This window comes from Bradyrhizobium sp. JYMT SZCCT0180 (genome assembly GCF_018130165.1).
GTDB lineage: Bacteria > Pseudomonadota > Alphaproteobacteria > Rhizobiales > Xanthobacteraceae > Bradyrhizobium.
The window spans coordinates 78,189-97,627 of the sequence record NZ_JAFCLZ010000022.1; the positions used below are offsets into that span (position 1 = coordinate 78,189).

8 protein-coding genes are annotated in these 19,439 nt (G+C 55.5%); 4 read left to right on the top strand and 4 right to left on the bottom strand.

Annotation, left to right across the window (positions count from 1 at the left end; all coding sequences use genetic code 11):
* Positions 1-13: 13 nt before the first annotated feature.
* The 4 genes from JQ641_RS28745 to JQ641_RS28760 form a co-directional block, all read right to left on the bottom strand.
* Positions 14-4,099, bottom strand: a complete 4,086-nt coding sequence (locus tag JQ641_RS28745; RefSeq protein ID WP_211999236.1) for an Eco57I restriction-modification methylase domain-containing protein — start codon at positions 4,097-4,099, stop codon at positions 14-16.
* Positions 4,096-7,260, bottom strand: a complete 3,165-nt coding sequence (drmD, locus tag JQ641_RS28750) for a DISARM system SNF2-like helicase DrmD (RefSeq protein ID WP_211999237.1) — start codon at positions 7,258-7,260, stop codon at positions 4,096-4,098. Before drmD ends, JQ641_RS28745 begins: the two co-directional genes overlap by 4 nt.
* Positions 7,261-7,480: 220 nt before the next feature.
* Positions 7,481-9,952: a phospholipase D-like domain-containing protein gene (locus JQ641_RS28755; RefSeq protein ID WP_211999238.1), complete on the bottom strand. Its 2,472-nt coding sequence runs from the start codon at positions 9,950-9,952 to the stop codon at positions 7,481-7,483.
* Positions 9,949-11,532, bottom strand: coding sequence for a hypothetical protein (locus JQ641_RS28760; RefSeq protein WP_211999239.1), 1,584 nt, complete (start codon positions 11,530-11,532; stop codon positions 9,949-9,951). The genes JQ641_RS28755 and JQ641_RS28760 overlap by 4 nt, the downstream gene beginning before the upstream one ends.
* A gap of 180 nt (positions 11,533-11,712) precedes the next feature.
* On the opposite strand from JQ641_RS28760, the gene JQ641_RS28765 reads away from it, so the two are divergent.
* From JQ641_RS28765 to JQ641_RS38545, 4 genes are all read left to right on the top strand, one after another.
* Complete coding sequence (locus JQ641_RS28765) at positions 11,713-12,543, top strand: hypothetical protein (protein ID WP_211999240.1); 831 nt, start codon at positions 11,713-11,715, stop codon at positions 12,541-12,543.
* Positions 12,544-12,970: 427 nt separating this feature from the next.
* Positions 12,971-16,138, top strand: a complete 3,168-nt coding sequence (locus JQ641_RS28770) for an AAA domain-containing protein (RefSeq protein ID WP_211999241.1) — start codon at positions 12,971-12,973, stop codon at positions 16,136-16,138.
* Positions 16,104-17,465, top strand: coding sequence for a coiled-coil domain-containing protein (locus JQ641_RS28775; RefSeq protein ID WP_211999242.1), 1,362 nt, complete (start codon positions 16,104-16,106; stop codon positions 17,463-17,465). The genes JQ641_RS28770 and JQ641_RS28775 overlap by 35 nt, the downstream gene beginning before the upstream one ends.
* Before the next feature lie 17 nt (positions 17,466-17,482).
* Complete coding sequence (locus JQ641_RS38545; RefSeq protein ID WP_211999243.1) at positions 17,483-19,435, top strand: McrB family protein; 1,953 nt, start codon at positions 17,483-17,485, stop codon at positions 19,433-19,435.
* The last annotated feature ends 4 nt before the right edge of the window (positions 19,436-19,439 follow it).

Below are 19,439 nucleotides of genomic sequence, written 5' to 3' on the forward strand. Positions count from 1 at the left end.
GAAGCCCCCCAGATTACAACAAGTCGAGCGTTAATTTGTCAGCCGTGATTTTTTTCTTCCGACCGCGTTTAACAGGAGCAGAAATAGCCAGCGCAGTATTCTCGGCCGCTTCTTCCGCATAGCGTTCGTGGTTCAAGAGTAATAAGCGACCGAGCACGGCGCGCCCGGCTGACTCGCTAATGGTGAAACGAATCCCCTGTTTCGTTTCATGGAAACCGTGGCCCAAATCCAAATCACTCCAGCCGTAAGCAACGGCGACGGATTGATCCATTTCCATGTGCAGTTCCCTAAGTCGAGCGATATCATCTGATTCTTCGCTTCGATTATGAAAAAGGTTGTAGATGTCGGTCAGCCCTTCATCACGAGCGCGCATTGTTCGGCGGCGATGTTCGTAATAGCGCTCGCCGATAGCTCTCAATTCAGTGGTATGGGCAGGAATTGGAAGCGTGAGAAAACAAGCTGCGGGCGAATAACTGAGGAGTGAAAGGTTTGTTGTACCATGACGCCAGGCCCACACGCTGTGGAAGCTGGATTGCAGGAGGGTAAACATGGCCGCATCGTCCGTCGCGAAAACCGTCAAACGGTCGGAAAAGACCCAAGACTTCTCTGCCCAATCAACCATCACATGCGGTGTTACGCGCGAAAGGACGAGTACCTTTTCTACCTTTGTAAGTGCCTCATCTAGCGCCCATCTCCATTGACCGAAATGCCACCAGGCCGCACGAAGCTTTCTATTCCAAGCGGTAGTTGGCGGAAGCTTTTCCCGCTGAGGCCTCACATGATTACCGACCCATTCGAGGCAATGCGGAAAGTCGCTTGCGACGGGCCCATCATATTCAGGCGGTGCGGATTCCCGATACAAGGGCCAATCGTAGAAAGTAATGACATAATCTTCTGGTGCTTGGATTGATTGACCGTTCAGCAGCGCTCCTGTTAGATATGGTCTTAGAACTTGAGCATTTTGTGGATCGCTTTCCAAGAGTTGCTGCGCCTTTTGGCTTGGAACTACGAATCCTTCGCCCGAAAGTTTCGCGCCCTCGAAGGCGATGTCCTCATTTGCTCTCAGTTTAGTCGGCTCAGCGTTCGCGGAGTCCGCCGCTTTCATCGATGCGTCGATGTGCGCCACAGGCTCGTCATCAACGTAGCAAGCCCCTTGCCACTCACCCACGTAAACCCACACCATCGCGTAATATACCGTGGCTGTACCTGGCCACCTGCGGCTCGGAACACTCCGGATGATTTTATGCCCCCGCTTGAGAACTTGGCTCAAGCCCACTTCTTTCGCGTCCCCTTGGCCAAGAGAATTCGTTACAATCAGACCAAAAATGCCTGCTTTACGTGTAAGCCGTTCTGCGCGAAGTAAAAAATAAGTAGCGATATCCGCTGTGCCTCTTGTTCCAGTAACGTCGTTCGCTATTCGCGCTACGATAAAAGCACGGTAATCTCTGCCGAAAGCGGTTTCCAATTTCGCTCCACCCATGAACGGTGGGTTGCCGACGAACGCATCGAAGCCGCCACGAGAAAACACTTCCGGGAATTCCAATGCCCAGTGAAATGGACGGCATCCCCGCAGTTGCTCGCTTGCGCGTGCTTTGAATTCCAAGAGCGACGTCTTCATCGCTGCTTCGGCGCGTTCAGCAACGACAATACGCTGATCCTCGTATGCCTTACCGTGAAGGTCGTTTAGTTCCAAGGCGATAAGCCAATCGGACAGCGCCTTGATTGTGGCGGTCGCCGCTTCGGCTTCGGTATGTAGGCGATACTTCGCTTCGATCTGAGCGCGATCGTTGGAAGGCAGTTTTTCCAAAATCTGGCGTTTTGTGGAGGAGTCCTCCACATAGAGGGATAAGTTGGCGGTCGCAAATGTCACTTGCCGTTCGCCGGAACGGAGGCTGAAGTAATCGATCTCCTTCAACGATGTTACGCCAAGCAAAGAGTCGCCGCACTTGAGTGCGTGATCGAGAAAGCTGAAGGGCCGGTCACGTTGAAGCGTGACGAGCCAGAGGGAGAGTTTGGCCATTTCCACGGCCATCGGGTTGATGTCCACGCCATATAGACAACGGTCGGCGACCACGCGCCGAGCGATTGCGATCCGCTCATTGGTGTCCGCAGGTATAAGGCGTTCTCTTGGAGAGCCGGTCGAAAAGGTACCTTCTGCCGTAATCAGGACTTCGTCAGGATGGTCGTTTTCAAGATTTTCCCACGCTTCGACGAGCCGCTCCGACATATAGCGACAGGCTTGCACTAGAAAGGCGCCAGAGCCCATCGCCATGTCACACACTTTGAGGTCAAGTATCGCCTTGGGCAATTTGAGTTTCCAGTGCTCCCGCGGCCAGCCCTCGACGGATCCTTCGTAGACTAGCGGCTCGAGGGTATGCTGGACGATCGGCTCGGTGAGCGATGGCGGTGTGTAATGGGTACCTGTGCTTCGACGCGTTGTGGTCGTTGTTACATAAATGCTATCGGTCAAAGTCACCAGCGGTCGACCGAAGGAGTCTTCGCGGATCAGATTGACGAAGGGCCGGACGCGCTCCAACAGCTCGTTGTCGTGCCCGCACGCTATCAGCAGCCTGTGATCGTCGATCAAACCGCCCTCGTCCATTGCCCGTTTCAATGCTGACAAGGAGCGGCCTGTTTTCTCCTTGAGAAATTCAAGAAGCTTGTCCCTGCCCTGAATGAATAGTGATTCTAGTGCTGCGAGTGAAAAGTCATTTTCCTTGTGTCGCGAGCCTTTGATACCTAGGACTGGAGCACTGGCTCGTACGGCTGTTCGGTCAAGAAGACCCTCATAGACGTGTCCAATCTGCTCAACTCCGAGCGCGCGAAATGAAATCCGCCTGGATTCTGCAGGCCCTCCGCCTGGCACTCTGACTTGCAGCCGTTGTAACGAATTGAGCAAGTGTAGGACGATGCGATTATTGACCGCCAATGGCTCAGCCGCCGATGTCCTCCACGATGATTGAGGGGCGCGGCCTTCGAGAAATGGATAGCGGTCAGGATCAAACAAAGACCCGCCATAAGCGAGCATCAAAAGGTCTTGATGTTGGATGCCGCCGTGCACGGCCCGGAATGTGGAGAGCAATCGCGTCCAAGCGTCGAACCGCCGCTCCAATACCTCTTCGCCATGTTGATCGGCAGTTTCTTGGAGCTGCTCCTGAAGCGTGGAAACGGCGTAGTTATCATCGTAGAGCGGTTTGCCGAGGTGCAGCAGGCCACGCTCTTCGGCGGCAAAGAGGAATACCAGCCGCATCATAATTGTGAGCGCGGCATCGTAAAGTATGGTCTCTGGTAGGCCCCTCAATAACGCGCGATGGTTTTCCCGATCGAGCGTGTCTACAGACTTCACCAACACCTCGACGGCCTCTCGGACCTGATAGCCGAGTTGGTCGGTCACTTCCTGCTGATCGCTCGCGCTTTCCTTCAGCATTGCCAGCAGTGTGTTGTCTGCAGCGACGCCGAAGAAGCGACGCACGCCAAGCAATGAATGGAACGCCCGCAGGGTGATGGGTTCATCCAGCCACAGCGAGCCATACCAGGCGGCATAGCCGGTGGTTTCGCCTCGTGGCGCGTAGACGAGCGTCCATTGCTCACCGTTGGTGACCAACCCAAGGGACACACCGGTCCCGTGAAGCAGCTCCATCATGCGGGTGGCGGGCGTGGCCTTCCAATGTCTATCGATGACGGGTTTGTCGAGGTCCTGCCCAGCCGGGTAGTTCGCAATAAGGAGTTGAGCTTGCCCGGCAGTATCGGTGCCCGAGGGACCCACGAGGGCAAAATCGGGACGCAGGGTTTCGCCCATCTCAGGCACCTTTGCCTCCAAACCCGCGGGCAACGCTTGGCCTTCCGCGATTTGTTCTCGCGCGTATCCGAGCACTTCGATGAGCACATGTATCACCCATGCGCGTTGGCTGCCAGGAACCGCGGGGTTGTCCTGCCATTCTTCGTAAGCAGCGCGGAGCGCCTTTGCTTGGGCGGAATCGCGCGGCTCGAGTCCCTGCGGGAAAATTCGCATCAACACCGGCAAGGAAACAAACGGGCCGGATACCTCGACAAGAGACAACCAATCTGCGTGGTGGCGGGAAACGCTCGGTCCGCTCATCGCGTGCTTCCCGTGACCGCAAGGACTGCTTTGCGCGGGATGAGCCAGGTAACAGCTACCGGGAACAACCGAGCGCTGGGATTGGCGAAACGGGAGCGAATGTAACTGGACTCTTGGTCGATTTCTCCAGGTATTTCCTTCAGGCGGTCGCGCAATGCTGCAAGGTCGCGCTCGCGCTGTTGCTTTCCGGGCTCGTCGCCGCCCAGATCGAGCATCAATTGCGGACCATCCTTGCGTTCCAGTTCTGCTTCGATGGCCCGCTGAAGTTCTGTCATAACTGTCCTAAGCTTGTGCACCTCCTTTTCGGCAAGTTCGTCGAGGTTCTTCTCAAGATTTCTTGTACGCTCGACGCGACGCGATTCGAGGGCCGCCAATAGCGAATCGCGCTGCTTACCCCACAAGGCTTGAAAGCGGGCCTCAATGGCAGCTGGGGCCGGAGTGTTGGTGGCAGATTGCAATGCAGCCTTGGTCTCGCCGACGTTGAGGCGGCTGAAGCGACCCTCAATGAGAGCGCCGCCCGCGGTGATGACTTCCTCGTGAAGTCGGTGGTTATCGCCGCCTAACACAACGATGCGACCATGGGCGATGACGACAGGGTGGGTCAGAGCCGAGTCATCTACCACGCACGCCGAGACACGGGACAGGCGCTTGGCCTGTACGCCCAGAGACCAGATTTCAGCACGCAACAGACGCAGGCACATCTGCACGAGGCGATGATTCAGATGGGCGAGTACAACATCATCCCGGCCGTTGGCGAGGGCAGCATCAAAGACAATAGGCCGGACTTTCCTGGTATGCGGGTGGGCGAGCCCCTCGGCGCATTGCACCCAGCTATGGGAAAGAGCAGGCAGGCGGAAAACAGGACAACTCTTTCTTACCCCGGTGGGGTCGGGCCAAATGCCCTCGACTTCGGTAGCAATAAGCGCAGGTTGTTCGGCCAACTCAAGCCCGACACGGACAACGTTCTCGACATGCTCAGGAGTGAGATCAAGATCTTGCTGCGTTTCATGCAGTTGGGCGGCAAGCTTCTCCAGCTGGCGTCGCAGATCGCGCTCGAACTTGAGCATCTTCCGCGCCGGCTCTGCCTCCTGCTCCGCACGCGTGGTATCGAGATGTAGACGACGGCCCAGCATCGCCTCTTCGACCTGGCTCGCTATGACCGGGCCGACTTTCCCGAGATCTTCTCGGATTGTTTCTACCTTCAGCGCTGCCCGCATGAGGAATTCCAGATCGGCTTCAAGATCGCCAACTTTGCCGGAGGTGCGCGCAGTATCGAAGCCGCGGCCAACGAAATGGTGGATGTGCACCTCATCGGCCTTCTGCCCATGTCTGTCCACACGGCCGTTGCGCTGCTCCATGCGGTTCGGGTTCCAGGGGATTTCGAAATGAATCAGCTTGGAGCAATGGTTTTGCAGATTTACGCCTTCCGAAGCCGCATCGGTTGCCAGCAAGATACGCACTGCCGAATCCTTAGGATTGGTCTGAAAAGCGGCCTTGATCGGTTCTCGCTGATCGTTGGGCATACCACCGTAGATCATTTCAAGGCGACCCTGCTCGGCAAAGCCTTCCCGGGCCAGCAAGTCAAAGAGCCATTTCTGGGTGGCGCGGTATTCGGTAAAGATGATGACGCGCTCGTCATTCCATTTGCCGCCAGGACGTAGGTTGGCCTTCAGCCAGTCAATTAGGGTCTTTGCCTTGCAATCGGGGCGCTGGCTAGACTTGGCAGCGAATTCGCTGAGTTGTCGCAGCAGCGCCTTTTCCTCGGTGGAGATGGCGGACAGGGCCTGGCTGACGGAGCTTACGACCTCGTCGGTTTGAATTTCGTATTCCTCATCGTCAGCATAGTCGTCAGAAAAATCTTCGATATCTCGGGCTGCAATACTTGTAGCTTTGCGGCCGCCAACTGTGGAAATGTGCTTTTCGAGGGTACTGCCGAAAGCTGCGGGTGAAGAGAAGAGACGCTTCTTGAGTAATTTGAGAACAAACTCCGCAGCCATTCGTTCACCATTTGAGGCGGCGTGCTTCAGGCGCAGCGTGGAATACGATTGCAGAGCACGATGGGCATTCCGCTCTTCATCGGTGTAAGGCACCGCCAGATGCTTGACGATACGTTCGGCAAACCGCCGGCTGCCGTCCCATCGCAACTTGAGCTCGGACTTCATTCGCCTAACCATGACTGCATCCAGCTGTGTACGATCCGGAGTAAGGATAATTCGAGCGAAGCGCTGGTTATCGAGTAGTTCGAGCAATGCGGCAAAGCTTTCTCGGTAACCGTTATGCGGCGTCGCCGAGAGAAACAATTTATGTTCAAAATGCGGAGCCATGGAGCGGATGGCCAAAGTGCGCATCGAATCTGTAGCGTACTTGCCGCGGCCGGATGGAGCGACATTGTGGGCTTCATCAACGATCAGCAGGTCGTAAGCCCGCGGGTAGGTCGGCTGATCGCCTGATGGCAATGTCTCGCGAAAGGTCCGTAGTGGGCGCTCTCGCTTGAGGAAATCAATGGATGTGATGAGTCGTGAAAAATGGGACCATGGATTGACGTGGATACCGCGCTTGCGTCTCAGGATACTGATCGCTTCACTGTCGATAATGCGAAACTCGAGACCGAACTTGTCTCGCATTTCCTCTTGCCACTGCACTTGCAGAGAGGACGGGCAGACGATCAAAACGGTCCGAACCCGATGGCGCAGGATCATCTCTTGAACAACCAGACCGGCCTCGATGGTCTTGCCCAAGCCTACATCGTCGGCAATTAGCAGGTTGACCCGCGGCATGGAGAGTGCACGAACGACCGGGTCGAGTTGGTATTCATCAACTTCGATGCCGCTGCGAAACGGGGATTGCAGCGCCTTGTCGTCGGCCTGCGAGACAGCACCCCAACGCACGGCATCAAGAAAGGCCTGCAGGCGTATCGGATGATCGAATGAATCCGGGTTGGGAAGGGTGGACTTCTCATGGACGCTCGTACCTGGTTCCAACTCCCAGATGACCTGCAGTTCCTCACCGAGGCCGTCGTCTTCGACAGAGGAGAGCTTAATTAGATGGTTTGATTGCGCCATTTCACCGTTCAAGCCGGGGGCCGAAGGAATGATCTCGGTGACAACGAAAGGACGCTTGCGAACAATGGCCAGTTGGCCGATTTCTGGGACCGTTTGCACCGCACAAGCCTCGCTAGTTTAACTACTCATGATGATCAGAAGGCAACCGCACTGGGGTCTAGACCTTCTGTCGCATCGCCAAATTTTTCTTTTCCGCCTGCCGGCGCGAAGGTGCGCGTCTGGATATCCACAATGGAAGATTGAGTTTCGGCCAAATTGCATATAACCGCAACGGCTTATGGCGCCCAAAGGGCTCTTCCCTACCATTCTGCACGCGTATTTATGGCCGGGAAATTCGTTGAGTCAGCAGACTTCGAATTTCACTAATGTGCGCGCTCTCAATGCGCTCCGGATCGAACCCAAGCCGCTTCGCGTAGCGCTGGCTCATGGCGTTAATGACGCCCATTATTTCTGGGCCGGCGAGTTCAATTTCTTGGAGCTGCGTTACGGCATAGAGTCTTCGAGCAAGCGACTGCAATGATTTAACGAAAGTAGTGTTCTCACGATGTTTTCGGACCGCGTCGAGACACACCTGAATTGTCCAGAAGCAGGTTGCCCAACTTTCCTTAATATCTGCGGTTAATTCGTCGAATGACGCGTCTAGGTGCAAATCCCGGATCGCGGGCCTGCTGCCGCCAAAGAATACAAACAGAACGCGCCCTAGCAGTCGCGGCCAGGAGTTTACGTCACCTGCCGACGGAAATGTCTGTAAGGTGCTTTGGTCCGGTTTTCTTGCTGAAAGCGTGTCGCTGTGGCCAGCGGCGGCCACGACTGTAATCAATGCGCGAAGGCGCAGAACGTCGATACCGCTGAGCTGGCCTGCCGCTGCACGCATTCGGATTCGTTCGCCAAACGATCTTATAGCGGCGATGATTTGGCCGGCATGGGCCTTGCGCCGTTCCCTTCTTAGCCTTTCCTTCTTCGTCTCCTCGTCATTGTCATCCAACCGTTTCGAAGGCCGCTTCGGAAACTCTTCGCCGCCTTCCAAAGCACCTTGTGGGTCGGCGGTTTCATCACCCATGTCGAAAGCACCGGCCAGTTCTTCATCCTTGATAAGGTCGGCAGGCGTCTCGTCGGGCCGGTCCATGCCCAGTATCCGGTTCAGAAAACCCCGTACCAGCGAAAGTTCGCTTCCGGTAAGGCTGCTCGGGGCCATCGCGCTCCCGTCGGAACGCAGGTGGCGTCCAGCAATGAAGCGCTCATAGTCGAGAGTGCGGTACTGCCCTTGCGGTGGGGTGGGCTTGTCCGCATTTTGGCGCTTCCGCGAGATAGTCTTAGTGTCGTCAGCTTGCCGTTGTTCGGCCGCTTCCAGCACGTCGAGCGCTTCAAGAAGCCAAAACCCCTCATTTGTTTCTTCGGCGAGCAGGGACGCAGCGCCTTCCGCTTTTTTACCGCGCGCTTCCTTTGCTGTCTGCTTTAATGCGTCGGTGAGAGCGACGATGGATGGGTTGGAGAGTTTTCCGTCCGGATATCTTAGTCGAGCCAGCGCAGGTCGTTCATTCATGCTTGTGAGACGGAAACGCCGCTCGGCGGGTTCCGTGTGAACGAGCGTCAGCGTTGACTGGACCAAATTGCCGTCCGCGTCGAGCAATTCGATGGTAGAGTCGTCGTCGACATTTGCTGGCGGCCACCAGATCAGCATATCGTACACGCATTCGAAGCGACCAGGATTTCGTTGCCTCAACTCGGAGAGTTTCAGATCATCCTCGAATTCGAGAGGTTTGATTTGGCTGCGATCGATCTCCGCGCTCGAAATGATCAGGTCTTCGATCTTGAGCGTTTTAATGGAAGCCTGCGGCGGAAGGCGTCTGTAGAGGCAGGCCTCGTCATTAGTGCCGACACTGGACGCATTGCCGAGCGCGGCTATCGTGCAATTTCCACTTCCAAACAGGACGTGATCTGCCTGCTGCGTCTGGGCGATGATAACCTTAGCATGAAAAAAACGCGTTGGATCGAGTGCGCTTATGTCCATCAGCTTGATATCGGGTAGATCCTTCAGTGCGTTGGTAGGAAAGAGGCCGCGCTTGGGTTCAATCAATAGGATGGTCTCTTGCGGTGCTAGTGCCATGATAAGGTACTTCAGCGCAGCAAGGCTTTGGTCCCAATAGGGACTCATTACAATGAGACGGGCAACCGGCTGCTTGCCGACAAGATCGATGAACTGTTGCGCAATTCCTGTTTGATTCCCGCTTGTAACGAACGCCGACCCGCTGCCGTCGCGCAAAACGGTCAGCCCGGTGGCGGGTTCAGTATCCATCAGCCAAGGTGTGCGTGCTTGCATCCAGGCGATCTGCTGGGCAATCGCTTTCGAGGTCTGATCGAGGCGCGACACCAGATATAACCAAGCGGCGGCGATAATCCTGCGTTCGCCGGATTCTTCCCGATCACACTCAACCATGCCCATCAGTTCGCGGTTCCCGGCAAGGCCGGGAGCCGTCATGTTTGCCGAGCCCACTAACAGCTCACCAGAACGGCGGCCGAGCCGCAGAAAAACCTTGCTATGAAATACCCCTCCCCTCGACGCGCTTATGCCTGTCGCGGAGTATAGCCTACCAGCGTAGCGCGGTAGCGCGGAAGCACCATTGAGCGCGTAAGAAAGCATCCCGGTATCCGGCAAGATAAGATTATTGGTACATCCCGCACCCCGCAGTCGATTGAGGCACACATTTTCGTACGTATCGAAATCGATCCCGAATGTGGTGATGAGGGACGAGTGGAAGCCTTTTGCGCCGAAACGGTCATAGAGTTTCATACCGACCCCGCTAGTTTTTTCCCGTGCGAAGTCAGGCCATTATTATCGATTAGATGTATGTCCTTTAGGAAAGTCAGCGCGGGGCCAAGGCGCGGATTGGTGTAGACCGGGCCATCCACCGCGCGCAGTCGGACGCGACCTTCATCGGTTTCTAACAGGAACGTGTAGTCCCCTTGATATCGGAACTTCCGCAAACCAACCCACAGGTGGCGCCGGATCACACGCTCTTCGATTAGGCGCGCTATGAATTGAGCGATGCTATCGTTTTCATGTGCTTCAAGGAACCGCAGTTCAGTCACGAGCGAATGCACAAGGTTACGGTCGAGCTTGCCCAGCTCATCGGCTGGGTCCTTTGGTGATGAGCGGACTCGATTGTGCAGGACTGCGAGCAGCTTGAGTGCAAGCATCGCATCTGCTGGTTCGCAGACGCCGTCAGGTCGCGTCTTACGAATCAGCTCGCGCTGCAGGTGTAATTCACCGGATTGATCATCTGGTAGCAGACAGTTTTGTGGAGCAGGATGACACTCCCGGAAAGCTTTCCAGTTGGCAGACTTATCATTGCGGGCTGCAATGAGACGCGTCGTGCATTCGCCGATCAGACGGGAAAGGCTGATTCCAGCGGGATATTCACCAAGCACATCGAGACTGTATTTCAGAAGTCCCTCGTAGCAGACGTGAAGCAGGTCGTTCGCCTGATAGACCCACCAGCGCCAGCGTTGCGCGATCAGCTCATCGCCGGGCAATTGAAGTGGATGGTTTTGAGCATCGTATCCAGCGTAAAGAGCCCACCTGACGTCGAAAATGCTGGGAACTCCGCCCTTTTGTTTTGTTACCGCGAGAAGGAGCTGGAGACTCCGGCGGCGGTCGACGTCATCAGGACGTTCAATGCCGGCATTGGCGAACAGGATGTTTTCGTAACAGGTTCGCTCGTTACTATTTTCTGGGATTTCTGAAGGCGTGATGGCAGCAAGCCTTTCCAGTTCTGTCCGTGACACCTTTCCATTCCGGATCGCCGCCAAGTATGGAGTTGCGAGATCGGACAGACCCTCTGCGAAGGCGCTGGCTGCGCGGTCGCCAAGTTTTTCGCCGGGCACCGGGATCGTGTGCCCCTTACCTTCCGCGAATATGCCGATTTCATAAAGCTGACTCGCATAAGCGGCTCCGTAGGCTCCCCATGCTTGCTTCAGATAGAAGTCGGGGCTGCCGGGTTCGGCGGCTGCTGCAAAATCGATCACTGGGCCATTTGTTGGCTCGAGAGTGCGATTAGCCCAATCAACGCCGGCGACCCCAGTTTCATCGCCTTTCTGCTGTGCAACGAGAGCGTAAAGCGCTTCCGCTCGTCGAACGAAACGTTGCCAGCTTACGGGGTTTGTATCGCCACTCTCCTTCGCGTAGGTACGAGCAAGCCAAGCGTAGAGTCCGTAATAGCGTATGCGCAACGTGACATTGCTAATGCCTGGCAGTAAGCGCTGATAGATGTTAACGCTTCCAGTCTGCATACCAAGAGGATCAAGCCCGTTCTTTTTGCGGTACTCAGTCCACTCCGGATACGCAATGGCTTCGTTCTGTTGCAGCTGCAAGCCCTCTATGTTTGTTTAACCACCCGCTATCTTCAGGTAACCTATGATTTTGTCGATGTCGACCGACAACTGATTTGCGAAGTGACGCTTTGATTCGGCTCATTTCAACTCTCTGGGGTCGGACCCAGGTCGCAAACGAGGCGACCACCAGAAACCAAAGCTAATCGAGAGGCGTTCGAAATGACTGGATGGGCGAGGTCAAATTTTGGAGACCATCGGGACGGCTTTGACACGCTCCACGCCGGCCTGACAGTGGAATTGATGTCGACACCGCGTGAACATCTCCAGGTTTGCCGAGCTGATGATCGAGTTGCGGATGTGATAGAACAAAACATTCAAAATTACGATTATCTTCCTGTAGTTCGATCCGTATCTGATCTGAAGATACTCGGCCTATTTCACACCAAGGCGCTCCCGGCTGGCGCGCTACAGGGTGACAGCGTCGCTCAAAACTTAATACCACTCTCGGAAGACACCATTATCGGCGCCGATTCCAGTATCCTGGAATTCGTTTCAGATGCCGACCAAAAACCTTGTCGGTTGGTGGTTTCGGGCGCTTCGATCGTTGGCCTCGTCAGCCTGTCTGACCTGCAGAGGCTACCTGTCCGCGCTGCGCTGTTCGCATTGATTACGGGTTTCGAGATTACGCTGCTGATCGCGATCAGGAAATGGTATCGTGACGAAGAGGAATGGTTGAGCAGCCTTAGTGAGGGAAGACGAGAGATACTCGAACAACAAAAAGCTGCAGCCTTAGCACGAGACACTCTTGTAGAAGCGCTCTTGTTCACTCAATTTAGCGATAAGAAGCAGTTAGTACTTAAAAAGTATCGGGGAAAGCGAAGCAAAGCATCACTTAAGGATGCCTTGAACAAGATCGAAAGGCTAAGAAACTTTGTAGCCCATGCCAACGACTATGCACCTTCGCCAGAACAGGCGACCGAGGTGTGTGCTGTAGTCAGAAGTCTGGTGGAGTTGCGCAGCGATATTTCCGTCCTAGTCTCTGACCAGTGAGCACTTCGCGCCCATCGCGTTCCCTCGAAGAGGTGTGCCTCGGTCCATGTATCGGATGAGAGTCGAGACTTCTGCCCAATTGTTCGGGTGCACGATTCGACATCATTCCTAGTGTCGTCGCCCGCGACCTTATCGACGGAACGGGCGTCATGGCAAGATCAGGAGAGCATGTCTTGGCTCCGGCGCGACGGCACTGCAGACCGCGGAGTTAGCCGTCCCCAGTCATGTCGACTTCATTCCCGTGAGATTGGTCCAGTCGTTTACAGACAATCCGCAATTGTGTACCGTTTTTCTTGCACTTAGACCCTTGGCGAGCTTGCGGGACGGCATCAACGCTGGCCTAGAGAAGGCTTGGCTTCCCACCGCATGCAATCAGCTAAGCCATTGCCTTGCGGTTGATTTTTAGATGCTATTCGAGAGGCCATAAGTGTTCGACCGGACGATTCATCAGTTGCTTGCGCTTTTTCCAAAGGGGGCGACTGACGATCAGCTTATTTGGCGCCTCAGCGCATCCGGCGTCCGGTTAAATGCGTCCGAGTTGTTAGCTGGTCTGGGTACTCTGGCCCAGCGTGGAGAAATCGTTCGCGATCCTGCCGGTCGTTGGCAGGTATTTCGTCCAGAGATAAAGCCCAAGCAAGCGAGCGCCGAAGACAAGCCCACCAAAGGTGGTGAAGCAGTCGTCGCCACGCTGACTGCCGTTGAGGCTACCTGGTACCCTTTGCGGCATTCTCCCGAAGACGTCCTTTCAACTGAACCCGAGAGCTCAGGTTCTTTGCCGGAATGGGGGCCGCTCCTCGGATATTACGCTGCAACGCAGCGTAAGGACCCGCGCGGCAAGATCGAAACGTTTGCGGACCGCCATGGCTCAGTTTGGCAGCTCCTTCGATTGACAGGTAGTTGGTGGTCTGGCGCTTCGATCCGTATCAGCACGGAACTCCTTCCAGAAGCATTCGTTCAGGCGCTATCAAAACGAAATCTCACATCCCCGGCCATCGGTTGGCCTGTTTCCATCTTCTCTTCTTCGCTAGGTCAATTGTTCATGCCGGCACTCATCCTGCCGGTAGACTTCCGCTTGGAAGGGAAGGAGCTTTTCCTCGAAATCGAAGCGACTGAGCCAGCACTCAATCCGGCATGGGTACGGGAGGTCTGCCGGTCCACTTCGTGGAAAGCCACGGAATTGATGGAGCAGCTCCGTCCGGAAGGAGAGGACAACACTATCGGCGCCATCAGCGATCGCATGCGTCACTCGCTTGCAACGATCGGCGGCATGAATTTGCGCCCGGGCGATTTGGCTTTCGAAGTTTCGTTGTCTGGTAGCGGTCTCCGAAACGCCGCCGCCCTGTTCCTTCCTGAGGAGGGAAGCTTCACCAAGGCCGTCGCTGAGGATCTCGAATCAATTCGCGAATGGACCAGAGAGAGGCTTGTCAATACCGCCCTTGCGGCGGTGCTGTCCAACGACGCGCCTAGTGTCGGAATCAATGAACGCATCAACGTGATGTCTCCTAACGAGCGCGGGACGCTGACCGATCACCAGGTGAACGCAGCTGAGGCGGGACTTGGACAAGGTCTGACGGTTATTCAGGGGCCGCCTGGCTCGGGCAAAAGCGAGGTCATTTTCACGTTACTTGTTTCAGCCGTGATGGCTGGCAAATCCGTTCTTTTCTCCGCGAGGAATCATCAGGCCGTCGATGAAATCGAGAGGCGGCTGAAGGCCATCGTTCCTGATTTCCCTCTTTTGACCCGCGCCCGAGATGCTGATGGTGAGCGTGATGTCAGCTTTTTAGATGCCTTTCGTGAGCTTGCCCACGAAGATACGAGAGATTCAGAGAAATGTCAGGAAATCGAGGCGGCAACGGCCTCACTCAATAGCCGCGCGACCGAACACCATGATTGGCGCCGAAAGGGCAAACATGAAGTTGACCTGCATCTTGCACTTTCTGAATTGGCGGAGCTTCGTGACCTGACAGGCAAACAGAGAAAGTCTCGAGCCCTCAGAGGGACACGACCGAGCTTGATTCATCGGATACTGATGGCCATCCGGCGCCTTAGCGGGAGATCCAGCGACTCGTTGGATCCCTTACCCCAGAACGCATCACTTCGACAGATCAACGATCGGGTCGAAAACCTGAAGTATCAACTGCAAAAGGCTCCCCAGAGGGTGGCTCAAATTGATTCCGAATACGCCTCACTAAGCAAGGATATTGCGGCATTTTTACCGAAGCTGGCCGAAAGCCTGACGAAGCCAGCACACGAAGAGCGTATGAAAATTGCAACACAAGCAAAGGAGCTCGAATTCAACAGCATAAAGAGCGCCCGCCGAATGCCTCTTGCGGATGCGCAAATGGTGCTTCGTTATCGCCCGATTTGGGCGGTCAGCACCCTTTCTGTGCCATCACGCATCCCTCTCGCGCCGGGTCTCTTTGACTACGTCATCTTTGACGAAACGAGCCAAAGCGACATTGCGTCCGCTCTTCCGCTGTTGGTCCGAGCAAAAAAGGCCGTCGTCGTCGGCGATCCGATGCAGCTTACCTTTGTTCGGCCGCTCGGCTCTGGTACCGAGCATGCACTCATGGATGCTGCTGGGCTTCCCAAGAAGGGACGATCATCGTTCGCGCAGAGTATCAATTCCCTCTTTGATTTCTGTGCCGGCCGCCCGGCTGCAACGCGCTTCTTGCTCGCCGATCAATTCCGATCAGCCCCGGCCATTGTCGACTATCTCAACGCAGACTTCTATAACGACCAGCTCATCGGTCGAAGGTGGGATGAACAGTTTCGACCTCCCAAGGACTACCGTCCCGGTCTCGCCTGGGAGGATGTAGCTGGGTACGAGACAAGAGGTGACAGTGGTCCAGTCAACACGGCAGAAGCAGAAAGGGTTTCGTTACTACTCAAAAAGTTCGCTGAGGACGAATCGTTTAACGGATCGGTCGGCGTTATCTCACCGTTTAACGCCCAGGTCGCGGAAATTCAGAAGATCGTCACGTCGCGCCTTACGGAAACCGAGCGCGATCGACTTTCGCTGCGAATTTCAACGATCGACAAGTTTCAGGGCGGTGAAGCCGATCTCATTGTTCTGTCTCTTGTGATAGCTGCAAACAGTCAGCAATCGACCTACGCGTTCCTGAAGAAAGAGCGACGTCGACTCAATGTCGCCGTAAGCCGTGCGAGAGCACTCTGCATCGTATTGGGTGACCTATCCAACGCGAAGACATGTCGAATCAGACACATCGAGTTTCTGGCAGACCGGGCGACCAAACCATGGTCGCCTCCTCGGCCACAGCAGTTCGACAGTAGTTGGGAGCGAAGACTTTACACCGCGATGCAAGCGCGCGGCCTCGATCCACATCCTCAGCACCCGCTCGGTACACGATACTTAGATTTCGCGCTTTTTGCCGGAAAGATAAAGCTCGACGTCGAAGTAGATGGAGTGCGCTGGCACACGGATGTGACCGGAAATCGAAAGACCGCTGACCGGTTGAGGGACAGAGAAATCGTCGGCCGCGGTTGGAAAGTGCTGCGCTTCTGGGTCCACCAGCTCGCAGACGATATGGAGACGTGCCTTGACAGCATTGAACGAGAGCTCGGCCGTCACTGATAGGCCGGCACTTCAAATCCCACCGGCCTCGTGGAAGTGGGTAGGCCTAGTCGGCTGCCTCGGCTTTCTTGTCATATGCCTCAACGCAGCATTGTTCATCCTTGTGCAACAACACGAGCGTGGAATAGCAACACGGGAAGATGACGTGCGTCGACGTCTTGTAGAAGCAACAACAAAGGAAGCTCAGCTAGGTGCGGTCAAACTTGAGATAGCCTCGCTCGAGGAAGCCCGAACGATAGCGGTACGCCGAAAGGATGACGCAGAGAAGGGTGCCGCTGACGCTGAGCGAATTCAGACCGAACGCAACCGACTATTTGCCGACAAACGCACGGTCGAAGCTGATTTGTCCAAGATCACAGCCGAGGTTGAGGGCCAAAAACGACAGCTTGAGTCTCTCAAATCCGAGAATGCGGCCGCCAGCAAAACGGCAGCGACCAGATCTGAAGAATTTAAGTCGCTAGAGGCTAGACGTGACACATTAACCGCTGACGTAAAAAAGCTGGAAGACCGAAAACTTGCCTTCGATCGGGAAGCTGAAAGCGCCCGCAAAGAGGCTTCCGATGCAGCCAAGATAAAAGCGGACCGAGACAGTACTTATCGGGAGTGGCAAGAACGATCGGCCGAGGTGGGGCGCTTAAGACTTTTGGTCGAAGGTTTGAAGGCAAACCAGAGTACCGTTGCCGTCAATGAGGCAGCTACCAGGAAAGCAGATGAGTTTCGGACTGCAGCAGAGCGATCCCTCGCGAAAGCACAGGATGAACTCCAATCCACGCAGCAACGCTTGATCCAAGTTAAGGCCGACGTGTCCCGGTACGAGCAGCTTCGAACCACGCAGGCCGTTGATGAAGCTGCGGTTCAACGAGCGGCGGCCGTCCGAACGGAAGCTGAAACCTCCCTTGCTAAAGCGCGTGACGAACTGACTACCGCAGAAAAGAGGCTGGCGGCGGCTCGAACGGAACTCGTTGGGTTGGAACAGCGAAGGCAGCAAATGGCGATTGACGAGACGGCGGCAAGACGCGCCCAGGAAGGCCGATCTGAAGCAGAGAAAAATCTCATGATCCTGCAGGGGCAGATTGCGGATATGCAGCAGCGCCGCGACAATAGCGTCGCTCAGCTGGATGAACTAAGGCGAAGATTGGATGAGGAAAATCGACGCCTCCAGGAATTGCACGCGACAAGCAATACCCCTGCACTAGCCGAACCGGCGCCGCAGCCGAGAGTTCCGGCACCGGGGTCAACTACAAGTCCGCGCCCGAGCCCAGCTCCGAACCGAGTAGCCCCACGACAACCTGCTAACACGGCACCAAGAACCTCAACACAGCCGTAAGGGAGAAGAGACCCGCCGTGGAAGCCTCACAATTCGTCCTTGCAGCGATTATCATGCTGACGGCTTTGGCGCTCGTTATGAGCGGCATAGCTATCATGTTTCAGATCCGGCGAGATCGCCTTCCGGATGCAACCCGCTTCGAACACATACGTGAGCTGAGAGCTCAGGAAGAGGGCCTTCTGGCTGAAAGACGGACCGAACTGAGCGTTGTCGAACAGAAGATCCAGCAGCGCGACCGTCTGATCGCCGAAGTTGCCAGCCTCGAAGAGCAGCGAACTGCGATAAAGGCAGAGCACGCAACCCTGCAGGAGGCTCGCCGTGAAATCGAAGAGGTAATGTCACAAGCAGCGGAAGCGGCTGGCGAACTAGCGAAGGTATCGCAGCAGCTGACTGAAAAGCAGGCCGAGCTTCAGAAGATTACGGACGAATGCAGCCCCGATCGGCTCGAATTGCTTAAGAGGGAGCTTGCTCGGACCACATTGGAACACGATGCAATTTCGTCGCAACTTCCGGCACTTCGTGCTGAGCGTGACAATGCGCTTAGGCAAATCGAGGAAGCTAAAACGAGCATTGCGCTCGACGCCGCGCGAAAGATCGAACGCGATAATCTCGCAAGAGAAATCGAGGATCTTCAGCGACGAAAGGAACCGCTCGAGGGGCTGGAAAAGGAGGCGGATCGTGTCAGAACGGCGCGTGACGCACTCACGGAGGAAATCGCGCGTTTAGAAACTCGCAAAGCACGATTGGAACTGGAAACGGACAGCGAAATCCCGGAAAGCGACCAGAAGAAGCTGCTTGATGATTTGATCAAAGTGCCTTTCAGTCTCGAGTTTCCCGCAATCAAGCAAGGCGCGCCTCGCACGGAGGCTGAAGCGCTGCACTCCGTCAGCCAGTACCTCAAAGCCTACAATCTTAAATACAGTACTCGAACGGTCCTGTCTTTTCACACTGCGCTCAAAATCAATGATCACTCACAGCTGACAGTCCTTGCTGGTGTTTCGGGTACAGGCAAGAGCCTGTTGCCGCGACGATATGCTGAAGCAATGGGCATTCACTTCCTGCAAATCGCGGTCGAGCCGCGTTGGGACAGTCCACAGGATCTCCTCGGCTTCTACAATTACATCGAGAAGAACTATCGGGCCACCGACCTCGCTCGTCTTCTGGTCCACATGGACCCGTACAAGTCGGTTCCTAATTCGCACATGGACCGCAGTGATCACATTTCGCTTGTCCTTTTGGACGAGATGAATCTGGCTCGCGTTGAGTATTACTTCTCCGAATTCCTGAGTCGTCTTGAGGCAAGACCCCGTTATGAGGAAGCGGGTGATGAGCGCAGACGGGCAGATGCGATGATCCCGGTCGATATTCGGGGGCTAAAGACGCCAATCTCGCTGTTCCCTGCCCACAATGTACTGTTTGTGGGGACCATGAACGACGACGAAAGCACGCAATCGTTGTCAGACAAGGTGCTGGACAGAAGCAATATCCTCCAGTTCGCGGCTCCGCATGAGTTCCACAACCTGAATAGCGCGGACGGAGGCGACCGTCCCACGCACGCCCAGTCTTTCAAGTCATGGCGGACCTGGGTTCGGCCGGCAACCGGATTCAATGGCGCGCCACGAAGCGCAGTTGACGCTGCGATCAACAAGCTTGCCGAAATCATGGAAGACTGTGGTCGCCCGTTCGGTCATCGACTGCGGGATGCAATGATAGCCTATGTCGCCAATTACCCTAAAACTCAGGGCGATGATTACCGACTTCCTCTCGCCGATCAGATCGAGCTTCGCATTCTACCGAAACTTCGAGGTCTCGAGATTGACAGTCATCGCACAGCCTTCGATCAACTTGATCGACTGCTGCGAGAGGAATTAAACGACCTCGTTATGGCAGAACGGGTTGCAGAATTGCGCGAGCGGCAGGCCAGAGGGACTGGGCTATTCGTCTGGCGCGGCCTAACGCGCGAAAGGTGAGCCC

Coding starts and splice junctions, on each gene's coding strand:
- JQ641_RS28765 (WP_211999240.1), top strand. CDS start 11,713: ATGACTGGATGGGCGAGGTCAAATTTTGGAGACCATCGGGACGGCTTT.
- JQ641_RS28745 (WP_211999236.1), bottom strand. CDS start 4,099: ATGAGCGGACCGAGCGTTTCCCGCCACCACGCAGATTGGTTGTCTCTT.
- JQ641_RS28755 (WP_211999238.1), bottom strand. CDS start 9,952: ATGAAACTCTATGACCGTTTCGGCGCAAAAGGCTTCCACTCGTCCCTC.